26 protein-coding genes are annotated in these 22765 nt (G+C 40.1%); 23 read left to right on the forward strand and 3 right to left on the reverse strand.

Annotated elements, in window-relative coordinates:
- The first annotated feature begins 3 nt into the window (after window positions 1-3).
- The 8 genes from ASG89_RS20725 (at window position 4) to ASG89_RS20760 (ending at window position 7590) form a co-directional block, all read left to right on the forward strand.
- Complete coding sequence (locus ASG89_RS20725) at window positions 4-1077, forward strand: EpsG family protein (RefSeq protein ID WP_057312979.1); 1074 nt, start codon at window positions 4-6, stop codon at window positions 1075-1077.
- Window positions 1078-1099: 22 nt separating this feature from the next.
- Window positions 1100-2158, forward strand: coding sequence for a UDP-glucose 4-epimerase GalE (gene galE, locus ASG89_RS20730; protein ID WP_057312980.1), 1059 nt, complete (start codon window positions 1100-1102; stop codon window positions 2156-2158).
- A 13-nt stretch (window positions 2159-2171) separates the two neighbouring features.
- Window positions 2172-2768, forward strand: a complete 597-nt coding sequence (locus ASG89_RS20735) for a sugar transferase (protein ID WP_057312981.1) — start codon at window positions 2172-2174, stop codon at window positions 2766-2768.
- 16 nt (window positions 2769-2784) lie between these two features.
- Window positions 2785-3423 (forward strand): acetyltransferase, encoded by a 639-nt coding sequence (locus ASG89_RS20740; protein ID WP_057313049.1) that lies wholly within the window; start codon window positions 2785-2787, stop codon window positions 3421-3423.
- Between the two features lie 57 nt (window positions 3424-3480).
- Window positions 3481-4650, forward strand: a complete 1170-nt coding sequence (locus tag ASG89_RS20745) for a DegT/DnrJ/EryC1/StrS family aminotransferase (protein WP_082593478.1) — start codon at window positions 3481-3483, stop codon at window positions 4648-4650.
- A gap of 283 nt (window positions 4651-4933) precedes the next feature.
- Entirely contained in the window at window positions 4934-6739 is a 1806-nt protein-coding gene (glmS, locus tag ASG89_RS20750; protein ID WP_057312982.1) for a glutamine--fructose-6-phosphate transaminase (isomerizing), read from the forward strand.
- An 8-nt stretch (window positions 6740-6747) separates the two neighbouring features.
- Entirely contained in the window at window positions 6748-7095 is a 348-nt protein-coding gene (locus ASG89_RS20755; RefSeq protein WP_057312983.1) for a helix-turn-helix domain-containing protein, read from the forward strand.
- Between the two features lie 153 nt (window positions 7096-7248).
- A complete protein-coding gene (locus ASG89_RS20760; RefSeq protein WP_057312984.1) occupies window positions 7249-7590 on the forward strand; it encodes a helix-turn-helix domain-containing protein in 342 nt (113 codons plus the stop codon).
- A 20-nt stretch (window positions 7591-7610) separates the two neighbouring features.
- On the opposite strand, the gene ASG89_RS20765 is transcribed toward ASG89_RS20760, so the two are convergent.
- Window positions 7611-7784 carry an anti-repressor SinI family protein gene (locus ASG89_RS20765; protein WP_235549857.1) on the reverse strand — a complete coding sequence of 58 codons (174 nt, stop codon included), beginning with the start codon at window positions 7782-7784 and terminating at the stop codon, window positions 7611-7613.
- Between the two features lie 195 nt (window positions 7785-7979).
- On the opposite strand from ASG89_RS20765, the gene ASG89_RS20770 reads away from it, so the two are divergent.
- Complete coding sequence (locus ASG89_RS20770; RefSeq protein ID WP_057312986.1) at window positions 7980-8846, forward strand: metallophosphoesterase; 867 nt, start codon at window positions 7980-7982, stop codon at window positions 8844-8846.
- 45 nt (window positions 8847-8891) lie between these two features.
- On the opposite strand, the gene ASG89_RS20775 is transcribed toward ASG89_RS20770, so the two are convergent.
- Window positions 8892-9323 (reverse strand): hypothetical protein, encoded by a 432-nt coding sequence (locus ASG89_RS20775; protein WP_057312987.1) that lies wholly within the window; start codon window positions 9321-9323, stop codon window positions 8892-8894.
- A gap of 250 nt (window positions 9324-9573) precedes the next feature.
- Between ASG89_RS20775 and ASG89_RS20780 the strand changes: the two genes are divergently transcribed.
- On the forward strand, window positions 9574-10080 hold the full coding sequence (locus ASG89_RS20780; protein ID WP_057312988.1) for a tyrosine-type recombinase/integrase: 507 nt from the start codon (window positions 9574-9576) through the stop codon (window positions 10078-10080).
- A 31-nt stretch (window positions 10081-10111) separates the two neighbouring features.
- Here the strand turns inward: ASG89_RS20780 and ASG89_RS35755 are convergent, their stop codons facing one another.
- A complete protein-coding gene (locus tag ASG89_RS35755) occupies window positions 10112-10480 on the reverse strand; it encodes a helix-turn-helix domain-containing protein (RefSeq protein WP_082593479.1) in 369 nt (122 codons plus the stop codon).
- A 712-nt stretch (window positions 10481-11192) separates the two neighbouring features.
- Here ASG89_RS35755 and ASG89_RS20790 point away from each other — a divergent pair.
- From ASG89_RS20790 to ASG89_RS20845, 13 genes are all read left to right on the forward strand, one after another.
- Window positions 11193-12191, forward strand: coding sequence for an LCP family protein (locus ASG89_RS20790; RefSeq protein ID WP_057312990.1), 999 nt, complete (start codon window positions 11193-11195; stop codon window positions 12189-12191).
- 362 nt (window positions 12192-12553) lie between these two features.
- Entirely contained in the window at window positions 12554-12706 is a 153-nt protein-coding gene (locus ASG89_RS36535) for a hypothetical protein (protein WP_157276742.1), read from the forward strand.
- Window positions 12707-12838: 132 nt separating this feature from the next.
- On the forward strand, window positions 12839-13279 hold the full coding sequence (locus tag ASG89_RS20795) for a hypothetical protein (RefSeq protein WP_057312991.1): 441 nt from the start codon (window positions 12839-12841) through the stop codon (window positions 13277-13279).
- Complete coding sequence (locus ASG89_RS20800; RefSeq protein ID WP_057312992.1) at window positions 13273-14040, forward strand: tyrosine-protein phosphatase; 768 nt, start codon at window positions 13273-13275, stop codon at window positions 14038-14040. The genes ASG89_RS20795 and ASG89_RS20800 overlap by 7 nt, the downstream gene beginning before the upstream one ends.
- 15 nt (window positions 14041-14055) lie before the next feature.
- Entirely contained in the window at window positions 14056-14811 is a 756-nt protein-coding gene (locus tag ASG89_RS20805; protein WP_057312993.1) for a YveK family protein, read from the forward strand.
- Window positions 14792-15481, forward strand: a complete 690-nt coding sequence (locus ASG89_RS20810) for a CpsD/CapB family tyrosine-protein kinase (RefSeq protein ID WP_057312994.1) — start codon at window positions 14792-14794, stop codon at window positions 15479-15481. Before ASG89_RS20805 ends, ASG89_RS20810 begins: the two co-directional genes overlap by 20 nt.
- A gap of 216 nt (window positions 15482-15697) precedes the next feature.
- Entirely contained in the window at window positions 15698-16588 is an 891-nt protein-coding gene (gene galU, locus ASG89_RS20815) for a UTP--glucose-1-phosphate uridylyltransferase GalU (RefSeq protein WP_057312995.1), read from the forward strand.
- A gap of 38 nt (window positions 16589-16626) precedes the next feature.
- Window positions 16627-17931, forward strand: coding sequence for a flippase (locus ASG89_RS20820; RefSeq protein WP_057312996.1), 1305 nt, complete (start codon window positions 16627-16629; stop codon window positions 17929-17931).
- Entirely contained in the window at window positions 17913-19208 is a 1296-nt protein-coding gene (locus tag ASG89_RS20825) for an O-antigen ligase family protein (RefSeq protein ID WP_057312997.1), read from the forward strand. The genes ASG89_RS20820 and ASG89_RS20825 overlap by 19 nt, the downstream gene beginning before the upstream one ends.
- Window positions 19198-20130: a glycosyltransferase family 2 protein gene (locus tag ASG89_RS20830; RefSeq protein ID WP_162259721.1), complete on the forward strand. Its 933-nt coding sequence runs from the start codon at window positions 19198-19200 to the stop codon at window positions 20128-20130. The genes ASG89_RS20825 and ASG89_RS20830 overlap by 11 nt, the downstream gene beginning before the upstream one ends.
- A gap of 7 nt (window positions 20131-20137) precedes the next feature.
- Window positions 20138-21229, forward strand: coding sequence for a glycosyltransferase family 4 protein (locus tag ASG89_RS20835; protein WP_057312998.1), 1092 nt, complete (start codon window positions 20138-20140; stop codon window positions 21227-21229).
- A gap of 40 nt (window positions 21230-21269) precedes the next feature.
- Complete coding sequence (locus tag ASG89_RS20840; RefSeq protein ID WP_057312999.1) at window positions 21270-21923, forward strand: sugar transferase; 654 nt, start codon at window positions 21270-21272, stop codon at window positions 21921-21923.
- Window positions 21924-21963: 40 nt separating this feature from the next.
- A complete protein-coding gene (locus tag ASG89_RS20845; protein WP_057313000.1) occupies window positions 21964-22734 on the forward strand; it encodes a WecB/TagA/CpsF family glycosyltransferase in 771 nt (256 codons plus the stop codon).
- Window positions 22735-22765: the final 31 nt, after the last annotated feature.

Raw genomic sequence — 22765 nt, forward strand, 5'->3', positions numbered from 1 at the left:
ACTATGGCTATACTGTGGGTTAATCTGGTTGTTGTCTATATCGCATCGTATTTTTCAAGGATTTTGGCCAAACCACTGACAATCGGCCCTGGCTCTCTATCGGTAAAGCCCAATAAATGGATGACTGCAATTGTAATGGGAGTATTTGTATTGATAGCCGGGCTTCGTAAAAATATAGGTGACACTTCTTCTTATATGTATTCTTATCGGATAAGTGAATTTAAATGGGATGATATTAAGGATAAGCAGGAGATTGGTTTCGGTATTTTGCAAATGATATTAAAATCATTCACTGAGGATCCTCAGTTGTTAATATTTTTAACAGCGTTAGTGACCAATGTACTTATCGTTTATGTGTTATACAAGTATTCGAGGTTGTTTGAAATAAGTATCTATATCTACATAACCTCGGGACTATATATTGTTTCAATGAACGGGGTTAGACAATTTCTGGCTTCTGCAATTGTTTTCGCTGCTACCAAATATTTATTTGAAGGTAAATGGCTGAGGTATTTTCTCGTGGTTGCCTTTGCCTCTACTTTTCATCAGAGCGCCCTTATCCTCATTCCTATTTATTTTATTGTGAGAAGGAAGGCATGGACGTCATCCACGTTCGTTCTCCTATCCATGGCAGTGATGTTAATTCTGGGATATAGCGTACTTTCAGATGCTATTTTCGCAGTTATCGCGGATACGCATTACAGTGAGTATAAGGAATTTCAAGAAGGCGGAGCTAACATCATACGGGTAGCTATCGGGGCTGTTCCTTTGGTATTTGCTTACTTGGGGAGAAATAAGCTTACGGAGATATTCCCTTATAGTGATTATGTAGTAAACATGTCGTTATTAAATTTTATTGTCATGGCTGTAGCCACACAGAATTGGATTTTCGCCAGATTTACGATCTATTTTGGTTTATATAATGTCATTCTCATGTCATGGATCATTAGTTTATTCGCAAAAAGACAACAGAAATTCATTTACTATGCAATTCTGGGCTTTTATTTGATTTATTTTTACTACGAGAACGTGGTTACCTTAAACATTATTTATAAAAGTGATTACTTAAATTTCTGAAAAATGACAGGGGGATAACACAATGGCAGTTCTCGTGACTGGCGGAGCAGGCTACATAGGAAGTCACACATGTGTGGAGTTATTGAATGCGGGGTATGACATCGTCGTCGTTGATAATCTAAGCAATAGTAGTGCAGAATCTTTGTTGCGAGTAACGGAGCTTACGGGAAAAGAATTCGAGTTCTATCCGATCAGTTTGAATAATCGGCCGGATATGGAGGACATTTTTCGAAACCATAAGATTGAAGCCGTAATTCATTTGGCAGGGCTTAAGGCGGTTGGCGAATCTGTTTCTGTACCTTTACGCTACTATCATAATAATATCTCCGGTTCCATTGTTTTATTCGAAATTATGCATGCATATGCAGTAAACAAGATTGTTTTTAGTTCATCTGCTACGGTTTATGGAAGTTCGGAACAGGTACCGATCACGGAAGATGCGCCGCTGGGAGCAACCAATGCGTATGGTCGAACAAAGTTCATGATTGAAGAAATAATGAGAGATCTTCATGTATCTGATCCAACATGGAGTATTGCGCTATTGCGATATTTTAATCCAATAGGGGCCCATGAGAGTGGTAGATTAGGTGAGGATCCGAATGGGATTCCTAACAATCTAATGCCTTACATAACGAAAGTAGCCATAGGTGAATTACAAGAGCTGCAAATTTATGGTTGTGATTACGAAACCGTTGACGGCACAGGTGTAAGAGACTATATCCACGTGGTGGATCTTGCCCAAGGTCACTTGAAGGCACTCGAGAAGATTATGACAACCTCAGGAGTAGAGGCGTACAATCTTGGAACGGGCCAAGGATATAGTGTACTCGAAATGGTGACTACATTTGAACGTGTAACTGGCAGACGGATCCCTTATCGAATAACAACTCGAAGGCCAGGAGATATCGGAATGTGTTACTCGGATCCGACGAAGGCCGAAAGAGAATTGGGCTGGGTGGCTCAGAAAGGCATTGATGAGATGTGTATCGATGCTTGGCGTTGGCAGTCCAGTAATCCAGATGGATATCAAGATGAGGATACCTTTGATGAAGTTCACAATCCAAAACTTATTGTGATGTAGGAGTAGATCATTTATGAAAAGAGTATTTGATGTCAGTGTTGCAATAACTTTACTACTGCTATTTCTACCGATTATCGGTATCGTGGCCCTTCTGATTAGGCTGAAGCTCGGATCTCCGGTCATCTTTAAGCAGCTAAGGCCAGGCATGCATGAAAAACCTATCAACATCATAAAGTTGCGTTCCATGACGGATGCTAGAGACAGCGAAGGCAATCTATTGCCGGATTCAGTGAGGTTGACTCCCTTTGGAAGTTTCCTTAGAAAATTCAGCCTGGATGAATTGTTACAATTGGTCAATGTGATCAAGGGTGATTTAAGCCTTGTGGGGCCAAGGCCGCTTTTAATGGATTACTTGTCCCTCTATTCCGAAGAACAGGCGAAGCGTCACCTTGTCAGACCCGGGATTACGGGGTGGGCACAGGTTCATGGCAGAAATTCGATTTCCTGGGAAGAGAAGTTCAAGCTCGATATTTGGTATGTAGAGAATAGAAGCTTTATGTTGGATCTCAAAATATTGGTGTTAACAGTTGGCAAAGTCTTGAAGTCGGAAGGCGTTAGTCATGGGAATCATGTGACGATGGAGAAGTTCTCAGGATCTAATATCTCATGAAAAGATGTGATGCATGATGAACCTTGTTGTCATTGGCGAAGGTGGCCATAGTAAAGTTATAAGGGATATTTTACATTCAATGAAGCATTGTAGAATAATAGCCATTTTAGATGACAAGTACGATGAGTTGATTCTGAACAATGACGTTTATATGGGGCCGATCACTTCAGTACAAAATTTATTAGACCAAATGGATGATGTTAAATTTATTGTGGCTATAGGGAACAACGAAATTAGAAAGTCAATTGTATCTAAATTGGGCATAACCAAAGAGAGTTATATTACACTCAAACATGAAACCGCAATTATTAGCCCTAGTGCTACTATAGGTCAAGGCACTGTTATCATGGCCAACACGATCATTAATGCAGATGCCTATGTTGGAAATCACGCCATAATTAATACGGGAGCCATTATTGAGCACGATAGTAAACTAGGGGATTTTGTCCACGTTGCACCAAAAGCAACTCTAACTGGCTCTGTAGTTGTTAAAGAAGGAGCAATGATAGGTGCGGGAGCTACGGTAATTCCAGGGAAGAACATTGACGAATGGGCAATTATAGGAGCGGGTGCCACGGTGATCAGTGATATTCCATCAAATAGTACGGCAGTAGGAACTCCTGCAAGGATTATTACTCAACGGTTGTTTGCTTAATAGCGTCAAGAGCGCTTTTTTGTTTTCACTAACTTTGAAAAGGGTGTGCCTTTACTAATGTTTACTAACAAAAAAAGAATCTATCTTTCTCCCCCGCATATGAGTGGTAACGAAATGGCGTATATCCAGGACGCTTTTGATACAAATTGGATCGCTCCGCTGGGGCCGCATGTCGATGCCTTCGAGAAAGAGATTGCAAGCCATGTTGGCCTAGTTGATGCGGCAGCAGTTAGCTCGGGAACAGCGGCCATACACTTAGCATTACGATTATTGGATGTTGCTGAGGGGGATACCGTCTTCTGTTCAAGTCTAACGTTTGTTGCTAGTGCGAATCCAATTGTTTATTTGGGAGCAACACCTGTATTTATTGATTCAGAGCCAGAAACGTGGAACATGTCCCCACAAGCATTAGAACGTGCATTGTATGAGGCAGCGCGTAATGGGAAATTGCCTAAAGCGATCATTGTCGTTAATCTATATGGTCAAAGTGCCAAAATGGACGAAATCGTGGAATTATGTAAATTATTTCATGTTCCGATTATTGAGGACGCGGCTGAATCTCTTGGATCGACTTATAAAGGAAGAGCAAGTGGTTCATTTGGCAAGTTTGGCGTCTATTCCTTCAATGGGAATAAGATCATTTCCACATCAGGCGGCGGCATGTTGGTGTCGAATGATGTTGATGGGCTGAATAAAGCACGCTTTCTAGCTACACAAGCGCGAGATTATGCGCTGCATTATCAGCATAGTCAGATGGGTTACAACTATCGAATGAGTAATATATTGGCAGGAGTTGGCCTCGCTCAGCTTGCTGTTTTGGAAGAAAGAGTGATCGCTAGACGGGTTATATTTGAACGCTATTATCACGAATTAGCCCATTTGCCAGGCATTCAATTCATGCCGGAGCTACCGAATACGCGATCGAATCGGTGGTTGACAGCATTGACAGTTGATATGAAAGAAGCTGGCGTATCTGTGGAAAGATTAATAGAGCTTCTCGCGGAAGAGAATATCGAGGCTCGTCTAGTTTGGAAGCCGCTGCATATGCAGCCGCTATTTGAAGGTGTTGCCTATTATCCGCATAGTGACAACGACAATGTGTCAGAACGATTATTCCAATCCGGCTTATGCCTGCCTTCGGGCTCAAGTATGACGGAAGAAGAGCAAGATCGTGTTATTACATGTATTCAGAAAACCATACTTAAAGCCAAGAGTATCAGTGCTTAACTAGGAATTTTCGTCCATTTTCATACGATGATGATTCATTCTCTGGAATAAAGTTATTTTCATTTGGGTGTCTAGACAGTCGTGGTAGAGGATATAGGTGTAGTCATGCATGAATTTATGGTAAATCCGTATCAGCTTTCTCCATACGCTTATCCAAAGTGAAGTCATGGCATGAATTCCTCCCTTCTGTACAAACGTATGAATAAATAGACAAATCTATTCAGTTATTCCTAAATACTGCCTTGTTGTTCTTTATTAAGAATAAAATTTGGAGGTAATACGAATGTGTGGAATTGTGGGATATATCGGCAGTCAGGATGCGAAGGAAATATTGGTTAAAGGTTTAGAAAAGCTAGAATATCGAGGATATGATTCTTCTGGTATCGCTATTTTAAATGACAGTGGGATACATCTCTATAAAGAAAAAGGTCGAATTGCAGCGCTTCGCGAAGTGATTGATGGGGAGCAAGGGGCGTGGATGGGAATTGGTCACACGAGGTGGGCGACGCATGGCAAACCAAGTAAGCGCAATGCACATCCTCATCAAAGTCACAACGGTAGATTCACAGTTGTACATAATGGTGTGATTGAGAATTATCAAGAGTTGAAGGATAAATCACTGGGGCATATTCCATTCTCTAGTGATACGGACACTGAAGTGATTGTACAAAAGATGGAGCAGCTCGTGGAGAGCGGATTATCTGTCGAGGAGGCTTTTCGGCAGTTACTTCTAGAAATCAAGGGCTCATACGCCGTTGCCGTATTAGATAGTCAGGACACGGAAACGATCTATGTCGGTAAAAATAAGAGTCCTTTACTCATCGGGCTTGGACCCGATTTTCATGTTATTACAAGTGATGCGATGGCCATGCTGCAGCTGACGAATCAATTCGTCGAATTGATGGATGAAGAGATGGTTATTCTTCACCAGCATGCCAAGACTATTAAAAATTTGAATGGTGATGTGATTCAAAGAAGGCCATTTCAAGTAAAGCTGGATGCCAGAGATATCGAGAAAGGGTTATACCCACACTATATGCTTAAGGAAATTGACGAACAACCCTTGGTTATTCGCAAAGTGATATCCAAATATCAGGATGGCCAAGGGGGGATCGGGATTGATCCGCAGTTACGTGAAAGCGTATTAATGGCGGATCGTCTCTATATCATTGCCTGTGGAACCAGCTATCACGCGGGATTAGTGGGTAAGCAACTGATCGAGAAGATCGCGAACATCCCAGTTGAAGCACATATCGCGAGCGAATTTCTGTATAACAGGCCTATTCTATCTGCGAATCCACTGTTTATCTTTATTTCGCAAAGCGGTGAGACGGCTGATAGCCGAGGCGTATTGGTTGCGATTAAACAGTTGGGTTATCCTACCGTCACGATAACGAACGTACCAGGCTCGACGTTATCCCGCGAAGCAGATTATACATTACTGACGCATGCAGGACCAGAGATTGCCGTAGCTTCAACGAAAGCCTACACGGCACAAATTGCTGTCTTAGCCTTGCTTGCCTTCGATAGTGTAAGAGAGAAAAATGGGAATCAGCAGGGCATGAATCCTTTTCATGAGTTGAGTATTGCCGCGAACGCCATGGAAATTCTTATTAATAAGAAAGAGATGATGGAAGAGGTCGTCTGGCAATATCTCACGTCCTCAAGAAATTGCTTTTTTATCGGCAGAGGGGTTGATTACTATGTTGCCTTAGAAGGTGCCTTAAAACTGAAGGAGATTTCCTACATCCAAGCAGAAGGGTTCGCCGGTGGAGAACTCAAGCATGGCACAATTGCCTTAGTTGAGGAGGAGACTCCAGCGATTGCTCTCATTACACAGCCACATATTCGAGCGAACGTTCGAAGCAATGTGCAAGAAATCATGGCGCGTGGTGCCAATGTATGCATGATTACCATGGAAGGATCCGAGGAAAGTGGCGATCAGATTGTACTGCCTGCCGTCCATGAGCTGCTAACTCCTTTGGTGTCAGTGATTCCATTACAATTAATCTCCTATTATGCAGCTAAATATCGGGGCTGTGATATTGATAAGCCCAGAAATCTTGCCAAAAGTGTCACTGTGGAGTGATGATAACGATGATTGGTCACAATATATCGAGCATTCGTAAGCAAAGGGGGTATACATTGTCCGAGCTTTCGGAACGGACAGGTATTTCCAAGTCGTATCTAAGCAACATTGAGCGGAATTTGAAACAGAATCCATCCATTCATGTCATCGAGAAAATTGCTGTGGTTCTTAAAGTTGATCTGAAAATCCTTTTGAAAATTGCTGTAGAAGTGGAAACCAACCAGCAGCTGGATCAGGAATGGATGGATTTTATCACAGACTTAAAAAAATCAGGAATAAAGAAGGAACGGATTCATGAGTTGAAAATATTGATAGAGTTTATGAAATGGCATGATGACAAAATAACTAGTGTATGATGAGATCTGCTGAACTTAATCATGATAGGGAAGTAAACACTAGCCCCTAAGGGGGCTAGTGTTGTTCTTTATTAGGAACAATATTTGTTCTTTAATAGGAATTCTGTTATACTAATAGGAGCAACTACTACATTTTAAAGGGAAGATCCTACTATGATTGGTAAACGTGTACAACAATTAAGGAAAGAGAAGGGTTTGTCCCTCACAGAGTTGGCTGAACGGGCAGGTGTGGCCAAATCATATATTAGCAGCCTTGAGCGAGACATCCAAAAGAATCCTTCTATCCAGTTTCTAGAGAAGATTGCAGCAGTATTGAAGGTGCCTGTCGATCGACTTATTGATGATCAAGAAGAGATTGTTGTAGGTGAGCGAGAGTTAGATGAGGAATGGTATGAAATCATTAAAGAAGCTATGACCTCTGGCGTAGATAAGCAGCAATTTCGGGAGTTTTTGGATTTCAATAAATGGAGAATGAAACGGCCTAACGATGAATAGCTAGCGTTGCTATGTGAACTTTATGGGGACAGACAAGGGTCATTTTCATTTGTGTTTTGTATTAGTTTCTTGGGTTGGAAGGGGCTTCTTAAGAATGCGCGGATATCTTCCATAGTAAGTCCCATCTTACGAGCGCTCATAATAAGGTTGATCCATTCTGCATCATACTCTTCGATTTCCATTTGCTTTAACATGTTCACAATCGACCCCTCCAAAACTTTCTGTAAGATACGCTTTGTATCGTTACATGTATTATCGCATGTTTTTTCTCCGAAATCAATCCCGTTAACATTAAAATTATACAAACTGTATCATGTATGAAGAAGGGGACTCTATATTATTTTGTAAGGGATACAAGTCTTTAGACCTAGTTAGGAGGCGGACGCAGCATGAACGATACCCCCTTAAGTCGCAGGTCATTCCTCAAGCATAGTCTATTGGCGGTTGGTTCTTTAGGGATATTAGCGGGGGTGAGTGGTGCATATGGTATTTTTGGTGAGCCGAATTGGATCCAGACAACCACAGTCAAACTATCATACAAGCGATACCCAGCTTCGTTCACGGGAATGCGAATCGTGCAATTCAGTGATACGCATATTAGCAAGTATTATGGCATATCTCATTTAACTAGATTGGTTAAGCTGCTGCAGCAACAAGAGCCTGACATCCTTGTTTTTACTGGCGATTTATTTGATTCCAGACAAGGCCAAATATCGGATGACGTGATTCCAGTTCTGTCTCAGCTTCAAGCGGCGTATGGGAAGTTTGCTGTCCTAGGCAATCATGATTTGCGTATGGATGCGGAACGAATAACGGAGGTATTAGAGAAATCTGGTTTTAAAGTACTAGTCAATGAAAGCCAAAGAATCAGCCGAGGAGATGAAAGTATTCGTATCGTCGGTGTGGACGAGATGTTCCACGGTAACCCTAACCTACCACTCGCGCTCCAAGGGATAGACCGAGAGGAATTCGTGCTCCTGCTCGCACATGAGCCTGATTTTGCTGACTTGGCTTCGAAGTACCCAATCGATTTACAACTGTCCGGCCACAGCCATGGTGGGCAAATACGTATTCCTTGGTATGGAAGTGTATTCACACCAGATCTAGGTCAGAAGTATTCAATGGGGCTGTACAACTTTGATGATAGTGAGTTCCACGTGTACACCAATCGCGGTATAGGTACTACTTTATTACCGATTCGATTTAATTGCCGGCCTGAGATCACTGTATTCGTCCTCGAGTCGAATTCCATATAAACGCAAAAAAACTCCGCGGCATCATGGATGCAGCGGAGTTCTCTATTAATAACAGAACCATTTTTTCCAGATATCATAGGAATCTTCGCATTCAATATCTTCGAAATCAAAATCGTCCCAGCAATCTTCCCAATCATAGTCGTTCCAGTCGTTATTGTTGTGATTGTTGTACTTGTCTTTGTCTTTATTTTTGTCTTTGTCCTTGTCTTTATCTTTATCTTTATCTTTGTCGTTGTTGTTTTGATTATTGTTTTGATTGTTATTTTGATTGTTATTTTGATTATTGTTGTAACTGTTGTTAGCGCTGCCATATGTATTCGAATTAAAAATTTTACTTAGATTATTCATAAATTGTGATAGTAGACTATTCTTCTGTGAATTTCCATTATCATAGCCTGAAGCAAAGGCTGATGCAGGAAATAGAATGGTAGTCAGGAGAATTATAATAAGCGGTATTCGTAGCATTTTTTTGAACATAGTTGACGCAACCTCCTTTCTGGATAGTATAGTAGTACTACATTACTGTTCTTTATTAAGAATTATACATTAAATTTTGGGATTTGAGAACAGCGAAAGGCATAGATCATTTCTTAAATTTGTGATACAATATGTAACATAATGGATGTAAAGGGAGTGGTGTGCCCATAAAATAATATCTTTACCCATCGATAGATACATAACGTAACATATCCTATGAAACTAATTAAGGTCATGTGAGGTGCTACTCATGCAAGTTGTTCAACCAATTAGAGAACAAGAGAAGATTGAGCAAATTCAGGAAGTGTTGAAAGAACAATCAGTTCGTGACTGGCTGCTTTTCACAATTGGAATTAATTCAGGACTCCATCTTAGTGATATTCTCTATTTAAAAGTAAAAGATGTAACGGATCGAAATATTGTGAGTGTAAGAGAGGAAAAAACGGGGAAAGTAAAGACATTCCAGCTTTCTTCGCAGCTGAAGGCTTATATTAAGGAATATGTCCAATATATGGATGAAGACAATTACTTATTTCCTTCCCAGCGTACGGGTCACCCAATTAAACGAATACGAGTGTATCGAATTCTGAATCAGGCTGCAAAGCAGGTAGGCCTAACGGATATAGGCACGCATACCCTTCGTAAGACCTATGGCTATCATTACTACCTCAAAACGAGAAATGTCGCTGTACTTAGAGATCTATTTAATCAGTCAGCACCATCCGTGACTTTAAAGTATATTGGTGTCAACAATTAATGGAAGGCTGAGCGTTGAGAGCAGTTAATCATTACTCTAATGAACGCTCAGCCCTAACAAAAGCAATAAATCTTCTTGCTTCCTCAGCTGATAAGCGCTTCCCATCCACGGTTAAAGAAAACTTCTGTAAGATACCCTCGTCTGTTAAATCAAGATTTTCGACAAAGTCTCGCACATCTTCTTCCAAGACAGTTTGCTGATGGTTCGTACGGCCTAGTAAATAATCAATAGAAACATTGAAAAAGTTTGCAATCTTATTAATAGTTTCGTAATCAGGTTCGCGTCGATTGGTCTCATAATGAGACAGGGATGCTCTAGAAATACCTATTTTGACGGATAAGTCTTCTTGGGTTAATCCTCTTTTTTCACGTAAGAGTGCAATGCGATCTCCGTATTTCAGCTTGATCAGTCCTCACTGTTCATAATCATTCAATTATTATATCCACTATCTTTAACGAAATATACCAGAAGATAATTATAACAAAGCAGAGATTCATTTGACTAGATACAAAATGTATTTGAAATAATTAATAATCCCTTGATAAGTTACGAAATGTATCATATAATGAATATTATATACATATTGTAACAGGTTACGACATTTAGTCATACATTAAGGGGTGTAATAAATGATAATTTTTGAAAAGGTATTTTGTGTCGAATGCAATGCAATCTTGGATAAGTGTGATGCCAAAAAGATTTTTAAGACAGGCTACTACCATACAACGATTCCTTTGGCTCATTGCATCAAATGCGATACGGTGCAAACAATTTACTTTCCCAACTTTGATGAAGGAATGACGGTAGCAAGTTGGATTTGAACAGATAAGGCGGGATCAACTTGAGAGACTTGAAATGGACTTGTCATCACAAATGAGCCACGTTCTCTTAGGTAGTATAAGAGACGTGGCTTATTGTTTATTTCCTCTCCACATTAGAAAGTATAATTTTCGATTCTTGAATACATCTTTCTAATTGGCGATACAAACAACCTTTATAACGCGGTCACTCATCCTCGAATGACTTCGATAGAAGTTTTTCTCACTTGTTTTTCCATAACCTCGATGCTACAATACGTATCTAATAAATGGATAAGTTAAAGGAGTGACTACATGCGTCGTTGGGTAGTGTACACTGCAGGCTGTCTCTTTGTTGGATTCATTGGGGGGGGATTAGGCGTCTATTGGAAATATGAGCCCGTTCATCATTTTGAGCAAGTAGATGTGCCAGTATTAAGCAGGGCCTCGGTTCCTATCGAGGAAGGAGTGAAAGTCACTCAGCCTCAAGCTATTACAGAGCCAACGCCTCAAGTCACGCAGCAAGTACCCGCTAAACCGATGAAGTCATTTAATGTACTTATTCTTGGGACGGACGCTAGAGGTAACGAGAATTCAAGATCGGATGTTGTTATCGTTCTACACATCATTCCCAGCACTCGTAAAATCAATATGATTTCGATCCCCAGAGATAGTCGCGTCTACATAGATGGTGTGGGATACACCAAAATAAACCATGCACATATGCTAGGCGAGATGCGGGGAGGTAACGAGGAGGGAACGAGAGAAGCTATTCAAACGGTCTCCAATTTTCTAGATGTGCCCATCAATTATTATTTGAAGACGAATTTTAAAGGTTTTGAGGATTTCATCGATACCATTGGCGGCGTCCAGGTAGAAGTTGAAAATGATATTTATTTACTTCATTCTGGGGGGACGCTAGCTCAAGGCAAGCAGCATATTGATGGCAAATTGGCGTTGAGTCTGGTAAGAGAACGATACGCTTTTGCGAATGGAGATTTCGATAGGCAACGGGAGCAAACTCAGCTACTAAAAACGGTTGCACAAGAAATGTTGAGACCAGAACATATTGGGGAAATCGCAGGTTTGCTAACTAAGGTCAAAAAAGATATCGTGGATACCAATTTCCAAGACAACGATATCATCAGCCTAGCCTGGCTATTCAAAGGAATGACAGCAGATGATTTTACAACCAAGCAAGTTCCAGGTCATAGCGGCTATGAGATGGATCCGTTAGTACATTCAAGGTTATATTATTGGATTCCGGATATGGCGAAGGTGAAAGAAATGAGCTCTACGTTATTTAAAGATTAAAGCTTTGCAGTCAAAAAAGAACCAACTTTCGCGTTGTTGATACATTTTGTATCTGGTTGAGTGCAATTAATTTTTTTGGAAATGTCATATGACGAGAGCCGCTGATTCTATCAGACTTGGGTGCGCTTACAAGATTTCTTGCTGGAATCCATGCAGGATTCTAATCATAACCGAGGGTTTACGGGCATAACTTTGAAAACAGATGATGTAATTTTCACACGTGCTATACAAGTCTTTGAGGATCTATCGGATTTTCCATTTTGTAAAATCAGCTTGACAAGATACGAGTTGTATCATAAATTGAAGACAGAAACAAGGCGAAATGTCATAAAACATAACATGATCAGGAGTGGTGTTCTTTTATGGAAAAAGATAAGCCAGTTTCACTTGAGATTAAAGATGTTTTAAGACATTTAGGACTGGATTTGCAGCAGTTTCTGCTGTGGCAAGAAGGCCAGTCGAAGAAATCCCTCCAAGTCAATTTAAACAATGCTCCCCTCACACACGAGCGATAACCTACGTCGCATCGCGTTCAAAACATCCCCTAAATACTCATTACTTACGCCGCATTTATCGCACATGGAAGTCAGCACCTGTTGTAGTCAGGCTCATTATGATACACATCGTAACATTAAGGAGGAGAATAGATGACTACATCTTTTGCTGAAGGATCAGAAATGGTTTTGAAATATCCTTGTTATGGATTGATGAATATCAAAAGGATTGACCAACGCATGTTGGATTCCAAGTATACGCCATTCAAAGTGATCGATGTTCGTCCTTCGCAGATGGGCTTCACTTCTTATTTAAGTCTACCCATAAATGAAAATGTGATTTGGTGTTTCCAATTTAAGTTTCATAACCAAGACATATCGTTATGCGGCGTGCTTCGTGAAAGAATCCAGATAGAGAAAGGGTATGTCTATACCGTGGAATGGTTGGAGGAAGAAACATCGACAGGCGCCATCGTCCTACAAACCATTCGTTTCTGGGAGCATCAATGCAAGAATGAATTTATGAAAGCTGTTCGCGGCTATGTCAATGCCATGGAGTTAGTGAATACGACAACAATGGATATTTCATGCTGATTGATACACATTGCCATATCTTGCCCGGTATGGACGATGGCGCTAGGACGTTGGATGAAGCAATCGAAATGGCTCAACATGCTTCAAGCGAAGGCATTCATACCATCGTGGCTACGCCTCACCATGCTGATGGGAGACATGAGAATGCTGCGGATAAAGTTGAGCTTGCTGTACAAGAGTTGAACAATGAGCTTGAGAAGCGCCGTATTCCTGTTCAAATCCTTCCAGGTCAAGAAGTTAGAGTCTCAGAGGGACTTCTTCTTGACTTGGATGCGGGACGGGTTCGAACACTGAATCATAGCCAGTATGTCTTGCTAGAGCTACCTCCAACAGGTATTCCTAGGTATTTTGACGAGATCATATATGAATTACATGTTGAAGGTTTAACGGTTATCCTTGCACATCCGGAAAGGCAGCTTGATTTTATTGTCAATCCTCGCCTGCTGCATAGTTACGTGGAGAAAGGATGCTTGTGCCAAATTACATCGCAGTCCTTAATGGGACTATTTGGCCGCAAAATTCAAAAGTTCGCCATGTATGTTTACAAGTCACACTTAGCTCATTTGATCGCCTCGGATGCACATAATTTGGCTAGTAGAAGGAGCAATTTAGCAGAAGCATACTCCTATTTGGAAAAGGTTCAGGGTCGTAAAGCTCTGGAGCGCTTTTCGATTAACGCGGCATCTGTCATACGAAATGAAACGATCGTGACGAAGACCTATCCGTATAAACGCAGGGTGTGGTGTTTAACATTACATTAACGATTGGAGGTCACAATGGAAACTGAACTCAGACAATATTTGACCATTGTTCAAAAAAAGATGGGGCTGATTGCAAGCATTGTGCTACTGGCAAGTGTAGTTACTGGTCTTGTGAGCTATTATCTGATTGCACCTATGTATGAAGCCAGCTCTAAGATTATCGTCAATAAATCAACGGACATTCAAGGCAGGGATAATCTCAATTACGATTCCATTCGGACGAATGCGTTGTTGATTAAGACCTATAAGGAAATTATTTCAACCCCTGCCATCCTCGATAACGTGGTTGCGAAGTATCCTGAGCTTGGATTGACAAGTGCTAAGCTCATGGACATGATCCTTGTTAGCTCAACGGTGGATACGCAAGTGATGACCATTTCGATTCGAAGTTCATCGGCAGAGGACGCAGCTAAGACCGTGAATGCCGTCTCAGAAGTATTCAAGAATACGATTCCTTCGATAATGAAGGTAGATAATGTTGTCATTTTGAATGAAGCAAAGCCCGAGGATAATCAAGCTCCTGTTTCTCCCCATATGATCATGAATGTGGCGATCGCATTCGTTGTCTCCTTGCTGTGTGCTATTGGCTTTGTTTTTCTCTTAGATTATTTGGATGATTCCATCCAGTCGGAAGTCGACATTGAACACTACCTTGGCTTACCTACACTTGCTGCCATTTCTAAAGTAAAACCAGAAGATATGCGAAGCAAGTCACCTTCTAAATCGCATAGAAAGGTAGGCGATACGGTTTATGCGAACGCTAATCAATAAACATCAGCTTATTACGGAGACTCACCCTAAGTCTCAAGTGTCCGAAGCCTATCGAACCTTAAGAACGAACATTCAGTTTTCATCCATTGATCGCATCATGAAGACGATTCTAATTACATCGGCGCAGCCCGGTGAAGGGAAATCAACAACAGCTGCTAACTTATCCGTTGCCTACGCACAAGAGGGGAAGAAAGTACTGATTGTTGATGCTGATTTACGAAAGCCAACGATTCATCATTATTTTGGCAAGTCGAATCGTTATGGGTTGACCAGCGCACTTGTGAACCGAACCCAATTCGATGAGTTTATTAGTGAAACGTCGATCGAGAATTTATCCCTGATTACCTCAGGTCCGATTCCACCGAACCCATCTGAATTGTTAATGTCACAGAAAATGACCGCTTTCTTAGAGGAAATGGCAGCCAGATTTGATGTCATTATTATTGATTCACCGCCCACGTTAGCTGTGGCAGATGCACAAATTCTCGCAACAAAATGTGATGGTGTTGTCATGGTCATTAGTGATGGGAAAGTTAAACGAGATATGGCTAGGAAGGCTATCCACAACTTAGAAAGAGTTCAGGCGAAGATTCTAGGTGTCGTCCTCAACAACAAACGCCAAAAGAAAAGTGACGCTGCTTATTACTACTATTATGGACATACAGAATAACTAGCTTGTAGATCACGAAGTTGTGGGTTATGTCTACTACACCCTTATCAGGGTAGACACTCGTTCATGCTGTGGGCTAATAGCCTTAGACGTTATCGTCGGTGGTGTGGAGTGAGGTGGGGTTTGATGCCCTATAGTTGTGTATGAAATGTATCCAGAATCATGCGGGACATATTGCCTAAGAGAGAGAAAGAAATTGGATTAGGAGAGAATACAATGACAAAAATTCGAAAAGCAATTATTCCTGCAGCAGGTTTGGGTACCAGATTCTTACCGGCTACAAAAGCTATGCCCAAAGAGATGTTGCCCATCGTAGATAAACCTACCATTCAATACATCGTGGAAGAAGCAATTGCATCAGGAATTGAAGACATTATTATCGTAACGGGAAGAAGTAAAAAGGCTATAGAAGATCATTTTGATAAAAACTATGAATTAGAAATTAATTTGGAATATAAAAATAAAGATCAGTTATTGAAAATCGTACAAGATATTACTAACCTAGTTGATATTCATTATGTAAGACAGAAAGAAGCACTAGGTCTAGGCCATGCCATTTGGTGTGCTCGTAAATTTATCGGGGATGAACCCTTCGCGGTTTTATTGGGAGATATGATTATTGACAGCCAAGTACCTTGTTTAAAACAAATGATTGACGCATATGAAGAAAATGAGGGGAACATAATTGCTGTGAACGCAGTTGATTGGAAAGAAGTAAGCAAATATGGGGTTATTGAGGGAGTAAAGGTTAGAGAAAATCTTCACTTAATAACAAGTCTGGTAGAGAAGCCTCAGAGTAATCCACCATCCAATCTAGCCATTATGGGAAGGTACATTCTAAATCCTGAAATCATGGATCTATTAGAGCGTACGCAACCAGGCGTCGGTGGGGAAATACAACTGACAGATGCTCTTCAAGAGTTAGCTCAAAAGCAAGCTATGTATAGCCTTAATTTTGAGGGGAAATTGTATGATGTTGGTAGCAAATTTGGATATTTGCAAGCTACAATTGAGCTAGCCCTAAAAAATCCAGAAATTAGTGAAGAATTAAATGACTATCTGCATGATTGGGTAGGGAACGATTTGATGAATAAAATAATTATCTAACTCGTCATTTATTATGGTCCTCACGTGGAGAGAACGATATGAATCTTAAACAAATCGCACGGAAATTTAAAAAATCTGATCCAAGTAACCTTCTTAAAAATACGATTTGGACTATTCTTGGTCTTGGTTTGAGGATCATAATTAAAGCAGCATACTTTATTATTATAGCAAGATTACTTGGTGTTCAAGGGTATGGTGCTTTCGTGGGTATAGTTTCTTTAGTAGCAGTGCTATCACCTATTGCAAGTTTAGGAAGTGGTAATCTGCTAATCAAACATATAGCCAGGGATAAGCAGGCACTATCTACCAGCTGGGGAAATGCTTTAGTCGTTAACCTCATAATGGGTACGCTGCTAGGTGGAATAATTATAGGGCTTGCCCACACCATTTTCCCAGAAACAATACCTCTTACACTCATTATTTACATTGTCGTATCTGATTTATTATTTTCTAGTGTGCTCGAATTAAGTAGCCAAGTATTTCAAGGTGATAAAAAAATGGGTTGGACTGCACAGTTGAATGTAAATCTGAGTCTTATTCGATTGGCTGCAGCCTTATTATTAGGTTACTATTATATAAATCCTAGTCCTCAGCAATGGGGGCTATTTTATTTCATTAGTAGTTTTCTAAGTGCAACAATAGGTGTTACGGCTGTTACATATTACTATGGCTATCCACAAGTAAGCTTTAGACAAATCAGAAGAGATCTGAAAGAGGGGGCAATGTTTTCATTTGGTTCATTAGCGGAGTCGTCAAACAGTGAGTTGGATAAAACGATGTTAAGTAATTTAGCTTCACTCCAAGCCACGGGTATTTATGCTACCGCATGTCGATTAGTGGACGTTGTAAATGTTCCTATTTTTTCATTGGTGAAAGCTTCCTATTCAGACTTTTTCCAAAAGGGAGAACATGGCATCAATCATGTCATGCAGTATGCCAAAAAATTAATCCCCGTTTCTCTTGCGTATGCTGCCATTGCAGGTATTGCCATGTTCCTATGTGCTCCGATTTTGCCCATGATTTTGGGCAGTGAGTTCTCAAAAGCAGAAGATGCAGTTAAATGGTTAGCGATAATCCCTATTCTCAAGACGCTAAATTACTTCCTAACCAATGTACTCACTTGTACAGATCATCAGAAGCTAAGAACGTTCCTGCAATGTATCGCCATGATTCTAAATGTCATCTTAAATTACTTTCTAATTGTCCGCTATTCATGGAATGGAGCAGCTTACTCCTCCATCATAACGAATGCTTTCTTATCAGTAAGTGCGTACGTTGTAATCCTATATTTAGCCAAGCGAGAAAGATTAGAGAAGGTGAATGCGTGGAGTCAGTACCCATAAATTTTTTTAGAAGAATAGAGCAGTTCTTTGTTGTCATCGGTTTATTACTATTCAGTGGTGGTCTAATTCCGTTGTTTGAAAGCAATCTTGATTTAGGGACATATTCTGCAGGTGATCCAATTACTCAGAAGGTCTATCTAGTCCTTTACGTGATTGCGATAGGTTTAGTTATAGTGAATGCTAAACGTGTATTTCATGCACTTGTTAGCAACAAACTGTTAATTGTCCTGCTGCTATTCGTGTGTTTATCTTTATTGTGGTCAGCTTCAGAGGGGAATACAGTAAAGCGACTATTTGGATTAGTAGGGTCGACATGTTTTGGCATGTATATTGCAAGCAGATTTGACATAACACGTTTTTTGAAATTACTTGCAGTTTCGTTTGGCTTAGGCGCAATTCTAAGTCTATTCGCAGGCTTATTTCTTCCAGAATTAGCATTAGACAATACGTATCATATGGGTTCCTGGAAAGGGATCTACGTGCATAAAAATTTTTTAGGTAGATTCATGGTCTTAAGCTGTATCTTACAGTTTATATTTGCTATTAGAAAAGGTAGGTATCGTTTGTTTTTTTGGCTAATGTTTTGTTTATCTTTTGTCTTGGTGCTGCTTTCAAGCTCGCTGACAGCACTTTTGACATTCCTCATTATCATTGTCACGTATTTTTTGCTGAAAATATATCAAAGAAATACTTGGGAAGTTGTTCCGATCGTTATCCTTTTGTCAGCATTAACGATATCATTTGGATATTTGATGATGAATTATTCAGATTTCATATTTGATTCCATAGGTAAAGACGTTACGTTAACAGGGAGAACGGTATTATGGTCCGCAATCATTGAAAAGATATCTGAACGACCTTTCTTTGGTTATGGGTATGGCGGATTCTGGACGGGATGGGATGGAGAGAGTGCAAGTGTGTGGTTACAAGCTGGTTGGATGGCCCCACATGCACATAATGGATTTTTAGAATTAATGTTAGACATCGGAATCATTGGGCTAACGTTGTTCACTGCATTATTTATCCAGACAGTAGTAAGGTCATTACGTGTGCTCAAAGAGAAAGAGTTTAACTTTGAACTATGGCCTGCCATTTATTTGTTCTTTCAATTATTTATTAATTTTACTGAAAGTAACTTTTTAAGACATGGCAATTTGTTCTGGGCATTATTTATTACGACAACCTTATACCTTAGCAACCGGCAGGTGAAAGAGCCAATGAAATCTGCGGTAAATGAAGTGAGATTCCTAGTAGGGGGTAACTATATTGTTAAATAAGCCTTCAGTGAGTGTGGTTATTCCAACAAAGGGTCGGCCTCGGCTGTTAGTTCGAGCAATTGAAAGTGCTAGAAATCAGACATTAGTTAATATTGAAATTATTATAGTCGTCGATGGTTATGATCCTTTAACTGAAGAGGTAATTGATCAAATTAACGATCATAGAGTGAAGAAAATTGTGAATATGGTATCGGTAGGTGGCGCAGAATCAAGAAATATAGGTGTTCATAATGCTTCAGCAGATTGGATCGCTTTTCTAGATGATGATGATGAGTTTTTATGTACAAAATTAGAACGCCAGCTAAGTCTTGCACAAGGCTCGACGCATAGGTATCCAGTTATTTACTGTAAAATATTTGGAAGAACGCCTGCCAAAGACCTTGTGTGGCCGAGAAGAGAACCGCGAGTTGGCGAACACATATCAGACTACATTTTATCAAGAAATAGTTTGTTTCAGGGGGAAGGATTGATTCAAACTACGATGCTCTTTGTGCCCAAGGAGTTGTTAGTAGCTGTCCCGTTTAGAAATGAGCTTAAGAGACATCAAGAATGGGACTGGGCTTTTCGCGCTGCACAAATGAATGGGGTTGGATTCGAGTTATGCAATGAAATATTAGCTGTATGGTATATCGAAGAAAATAGACAAGGAGTTAGTACACAAGGTAACTGGGTGTATTCTTTACACTGGATACAATCCATGAAAGATCTTGTAGCACCAAGAGCATATGCTGCCTTTCTTATGACGGTGGTCAGCAGTATTGCTAAGAAAGAGAACGATAAGAAGGCTTTTCGTCAATTATGGCAAGAAGCGAATAGGAATGGGAAACCAAGTGTACTTGAAAAAATACTATTTCTTGGGATCTGGGCAACGCCACAAAACTTCAGGCATCAGCTTAGAAACTTGTGGATGGGGAGTAGGTGAGCCTTCTATGAAAACAGTCCAAATTGTGACTCAAATGGAAGGCGGAGGTGCACAACGCGTAGGAATTGTTCTTCAAGATGAGTTAGAAAAACGTGGTGAGCAAAGTGAACTGTGGTTTCTCTATGTGAAAAGATCCACTTATATGGATCAACCTAATATCCAAGTTATTTTACCGTATCAACCTAAACATGTATTTGATTATTATAAAATCATTATGTTGTTATTCAAAAAGCTAGTAGCTGAAAAACCTAAAGTCATTATTTCACACACACATTACTCGAATGTTATTGTTCAGCCTATTGCCTGGCTATTGGGAGTGGCTAATCGAATCGCAGTGCAGCATAATCCTGTTGAGTCGTATCCCTTACTTGCAAGAGGACTGGACGTCGTTCTTGGGACGATTGGTTGTTATACAACGAATGTAGTTGTTTCTGAATCGGTATTATCATCATTGAAAAATTACCCCAATAAATATCTACAAAAAACTCAACAGATTAATAATGGTGTTTTCGTAGGGGAAAGCTCAGGCAATGTCTTATCTATGAAAGAAAAGTTGGGCATTCACGAGAATTCACAAGTGATCATTAATGTTGGCCGATTATCGCAACAAAAAAATCAACTATTGCTGATTGAGATGTTGGCGTATTTATCTGACGTTCACTTGTTAATCGTTGGAGACGGTGAGCTTAGAAGCAAGCTTGTAAAAGAAGCTAAGAAAAGAGAATACAGCGATCGGATACACTTTCTTGGAGAAATCAAACCGCAAGAAGTCGTCAACTATTTGAAACTAGCAGATGTATTTGTTTTTCCTTCTTTGTTTGAAGCAATGGGCCTTGCACTCGTTGAAGCAATGAACGCGGGACTTCCCATTGTAGCAACGGATTTACCAGCTACCCGAGAGGTATTAGGATGCGAATTCATAGATAGTGCCGGAATTCTAGTTGGATCTGGGGATGTCAAAGGTTTTGCTGATGCTACAAGAATGCTATTGAATAATAAGGAACTTGCTGATGGGCAAGCAGCAATAGCGAAGCAAAGGGCTAAGCGCTATAGTGTGGACAACATGGCGGACGCCTACCAGAAGTGCTATTCCATTTGAAATAAGAAACTTACAATATCAGTGAGATGGAGTGGGGAATATGGAATCTACGATGGTCGAAAGAAGAGCTAACTCTTCGGAATTGTCTGTACCATTTTCAATGAATATTAGAAGTCGGAGAGGTCTGTATTCCAAGATAATAAAGCCCATCCTTGATATTATTTTCAGCATATGTCTAATCGTGATGGCAAGTCCAATTTTTATATGTATACCGTTGTTAATAAAGTTGGATTCCAAAGGCCCCATCCTATTTAAACAGCTGAGATATGGTGAAAAAGGACGAATTTTTAATATATATAAATTTCGTACGATGTATGTCGATACACCAAATGAAGGCAGATCTCCTACTTCTGGAGCTGATCCTAGAATAACTAAAATAGGCCGTTTACTTAGGAGAACAAGCATAGATGAATTACCACAATTAATGAATATTTTAAAAGGTGAGATGAGCTTTATTGGACCTCGACCTGAACAGAAATCGATTGTTGAGACCGAATACTCGGAATGGGAACGTCAAAGATTCCTGGCGGTTCCTGGTATCACGGGTTTATGGCAAATTAGTTCAGAACGTATCCACCCTATCCATAACAATCTGCAATATGATTTGAAATATATTAGTGAAGTATCGTTGAAGTTAGATTTGAAGATCATATGGGGGACTTTTAGAATCTTACTAAATAGTAATACACATTAGTAAAGGATGTATATTCTCTCGGAAGGAATGAGGCATTTTCATGAATAAATATTCATTTATGGGAATATCCATCCATTTGCTTACAATGAAGGATTTAAACGAAACAGTTGTCAATGCTGCTCGAAATAATCAAAAAATAATAATCCCAAACCATAATCTCCATAGTATGTATCTATGCAATCGGAATAGCCGTCTTAGAGAATTCTATAATATGGCCCAGTTTATTCATATTGATGGGATGGCGATTGTACTAATTGGTAAGCTACTTGGGTATCCCGTGAAACGTGAGCATAGGACGACATATGTGGATTGGATACGCCCATTACTTAAGGTTGCCTACGATAACAGGTTAAGAGTTTTCTACCTAGGCTCCAAACCTGGGGTAGCCTCACAGGCAGCTTCCATATTACGAAAAGAGCTTCCCAATTTGCAAATTGGAACCCAGGATGGTTACTTTAATGCAGATACAAATTGTGATGGAAATAAAGAAATCATAAGAAGGATTAATGAGTTTAAACCTCACATTTTATTGGTAGGGATGGGAATGCCGAGACAGGAGAGTTGGATTCTTGATAATTATGAACAGATCCATACAAATGTCATTTTAACATCAGGAGCATGCATGGACTATGTTGCTGACATTGTTCCAACAGCACCTCGTCTACTTGGAGCTGTTGGACTTGAGTGGTTGTTTCGTTTATGGTGCGAGCCCAGAAGATTATGGAAAAGATATCTCATAGAACCTTGGACCCTATTCATGTTATTTATTGCTGAGTTGTTGAGAAAGAACAAGGGAGCAAAAGTGGATTAATTAGATGTGAAACATCTTTTAATGATGCTTA

It is taken from the genome of Paenibacillus sp. Soil766 (genome assembly GCF_001428105.1).
GTDB lineage: Bacteria > Bacillota > Bacilli > Paenibacillales > NBRC-103111 > Paenibacillus_E.

Bases quoted from the DNA above. Each gene is read 5' to 3' on its own strand.
- ASG89_RS20725 (WP_057312979.1), top strand. From the start codon at position 4: ATGGCTATACTGTGGGTTAATCTGGTTGTTGTCTATATCGCATCGTAT.
- galE (WP_057312980.1), top strand. From the start codon at position 1,100: ATGGCAGTTCTCGTGACTGGCGGAGCAGGCTACATAGGAAGTCACACA.
- ASG89_RS20735 (WP_057312981.1), top strand. From the start codon at position 2,172: ATGAAAAGAGTATTTGATGTCAGTGTTGCAATAACTTTACTACTGCTA.
- ASG89_RS20740 (WP_057313049.1), top strand. From the start codon at position 2,785: ATGAACCTTGTTGTCATTGGCGAAGGTGGCCATAGTAAAGTTATAAGG.
- ASG89_RS20745 (WP_082593478.1), top strand. From the start codon at position 3,481: ATGTTTACTAACAAAAAAAGAATCTATCTTTCTCCCCCGCATATGAGT.
- glmS (WP_057312982.1), top strand. From the start codon at position 4,934: ATGTGTGGAATTGTGGGATATATCGGCAGTCAGGATGCGAAGGAAATA.
- ASG89_RS20755 (WP_057312983.1), top strand. From the start codon at position 6,748: ATGATTGGTCACAATATATCGAGCATTCGTAAGCAAAGGGGGTATACA.
- ASG89_RS20760 (WP_057312984.1), top strand. From the start codon at position 7,249: ATGATTGGTAAACGTGTACAACAATTAAGGAAAGAGAAGGGTTTGTCC.
- ASG89_RS20765 (WP_235549857.1), bottom strand. From the start codon at position 7,784: ATGTTAAAGCAAATGGAAATCGAAGAGTATGATGCAGAATGGATCAAC.
- ASG89_RS20770 (WP_057312986.1), top strand. From the start codon at position 7,980: ATGAACGATACCCCCTTAAGTCGCAGGTCATTCCTCAAGCATAGTCTA.
- ASG89_RS20775 (WP_057312987.1), bottom strand. From the start codon at position 9,323: ATGTTCAAAAAAATGCTACGAATACCGCTTATTATAATTCTCCTGACT.
- ASG89_RS20780 (WP_057312988.1), top strand. From the start codon at position 9,574: ATGCAAGTTGTTCAACCAATTAGAGAACAAGAGAAGATTGAGCAAATT.
- ASG89_RS20790 (WP_057312990.1), top strand. From the start codon at position 11,193: ATGCGTCGTTGGGTAGTGTACACTGCAGGCTGTCTCTTTGTTGGATTC.
- ASG89_RS36535 (WP_157276742.1), top strand. From the start codon at position 12,554: ATGGAAAAAGATAAGCCAGTTTCACTTGAGATTAAAGATGTTTTAAGA.
- ASG89_RS20795 (WP_057312991.1), top strand. From the start codon at position 12,839: ATGACTACATCTTTTGCTGAAGGATCAGAAATGGTTTTGAAATATCCT.
- ASG89_RS20800 (WP_057312992.1), top strand. From the start codon at position 13,273: ATGCTGATTGATACACATTGCCATATCTTGCCCGGTATGGACGATGGC.
- ASG89_RS20805 (WP_057312993.1), top strand. From the start codon at position 14,056: ATGGAAACTGAACTCAGACAATATTTGACCATTGTTCAAAAAAAGATG.
- ASG89_RS20810 (WP_057312994.1), top strand. From the start codon at position 14,792: ATGCGAACGCTAATCAATAAACATCAGCTTATTACGGAGACTCACCCT.
- galU (WP_057312995.1), top strand. From the start codon at position 15,698: ATGACAAAAATTCGAAAAGCAATTATTCCTGCAGCAGGTTTGGGTACC.
- ASG89_RS20820 (WP_057312996.1), top strand. From the start codon at position 16,627: ATGAATCTTAAACAAATCGCACGGAAATTTAAAAAATCTGATCCAAGT.
- ASG89_RS20835 (WP_057312998.1), top strand. From the start codon at position 20,138: ATGAAAACAGTCCAAATTGTGACTCAAATGGAAGGCGGAGGTGCACAA.
- ASG89_RS20840 (WP_057312999.1), top strand. From the start codon at position 21,270: ATGGAATCTACGATGGTCGAAAGAAGAGCTAACTCTTCGGAATTGTCT.
- ASG89_RS20845 (WP_057313000.1), top strand. From the start codon at position 21,964: ATGAATAAATATTCATTTATGGGAATATCCATCCATTTGCTTACAATG.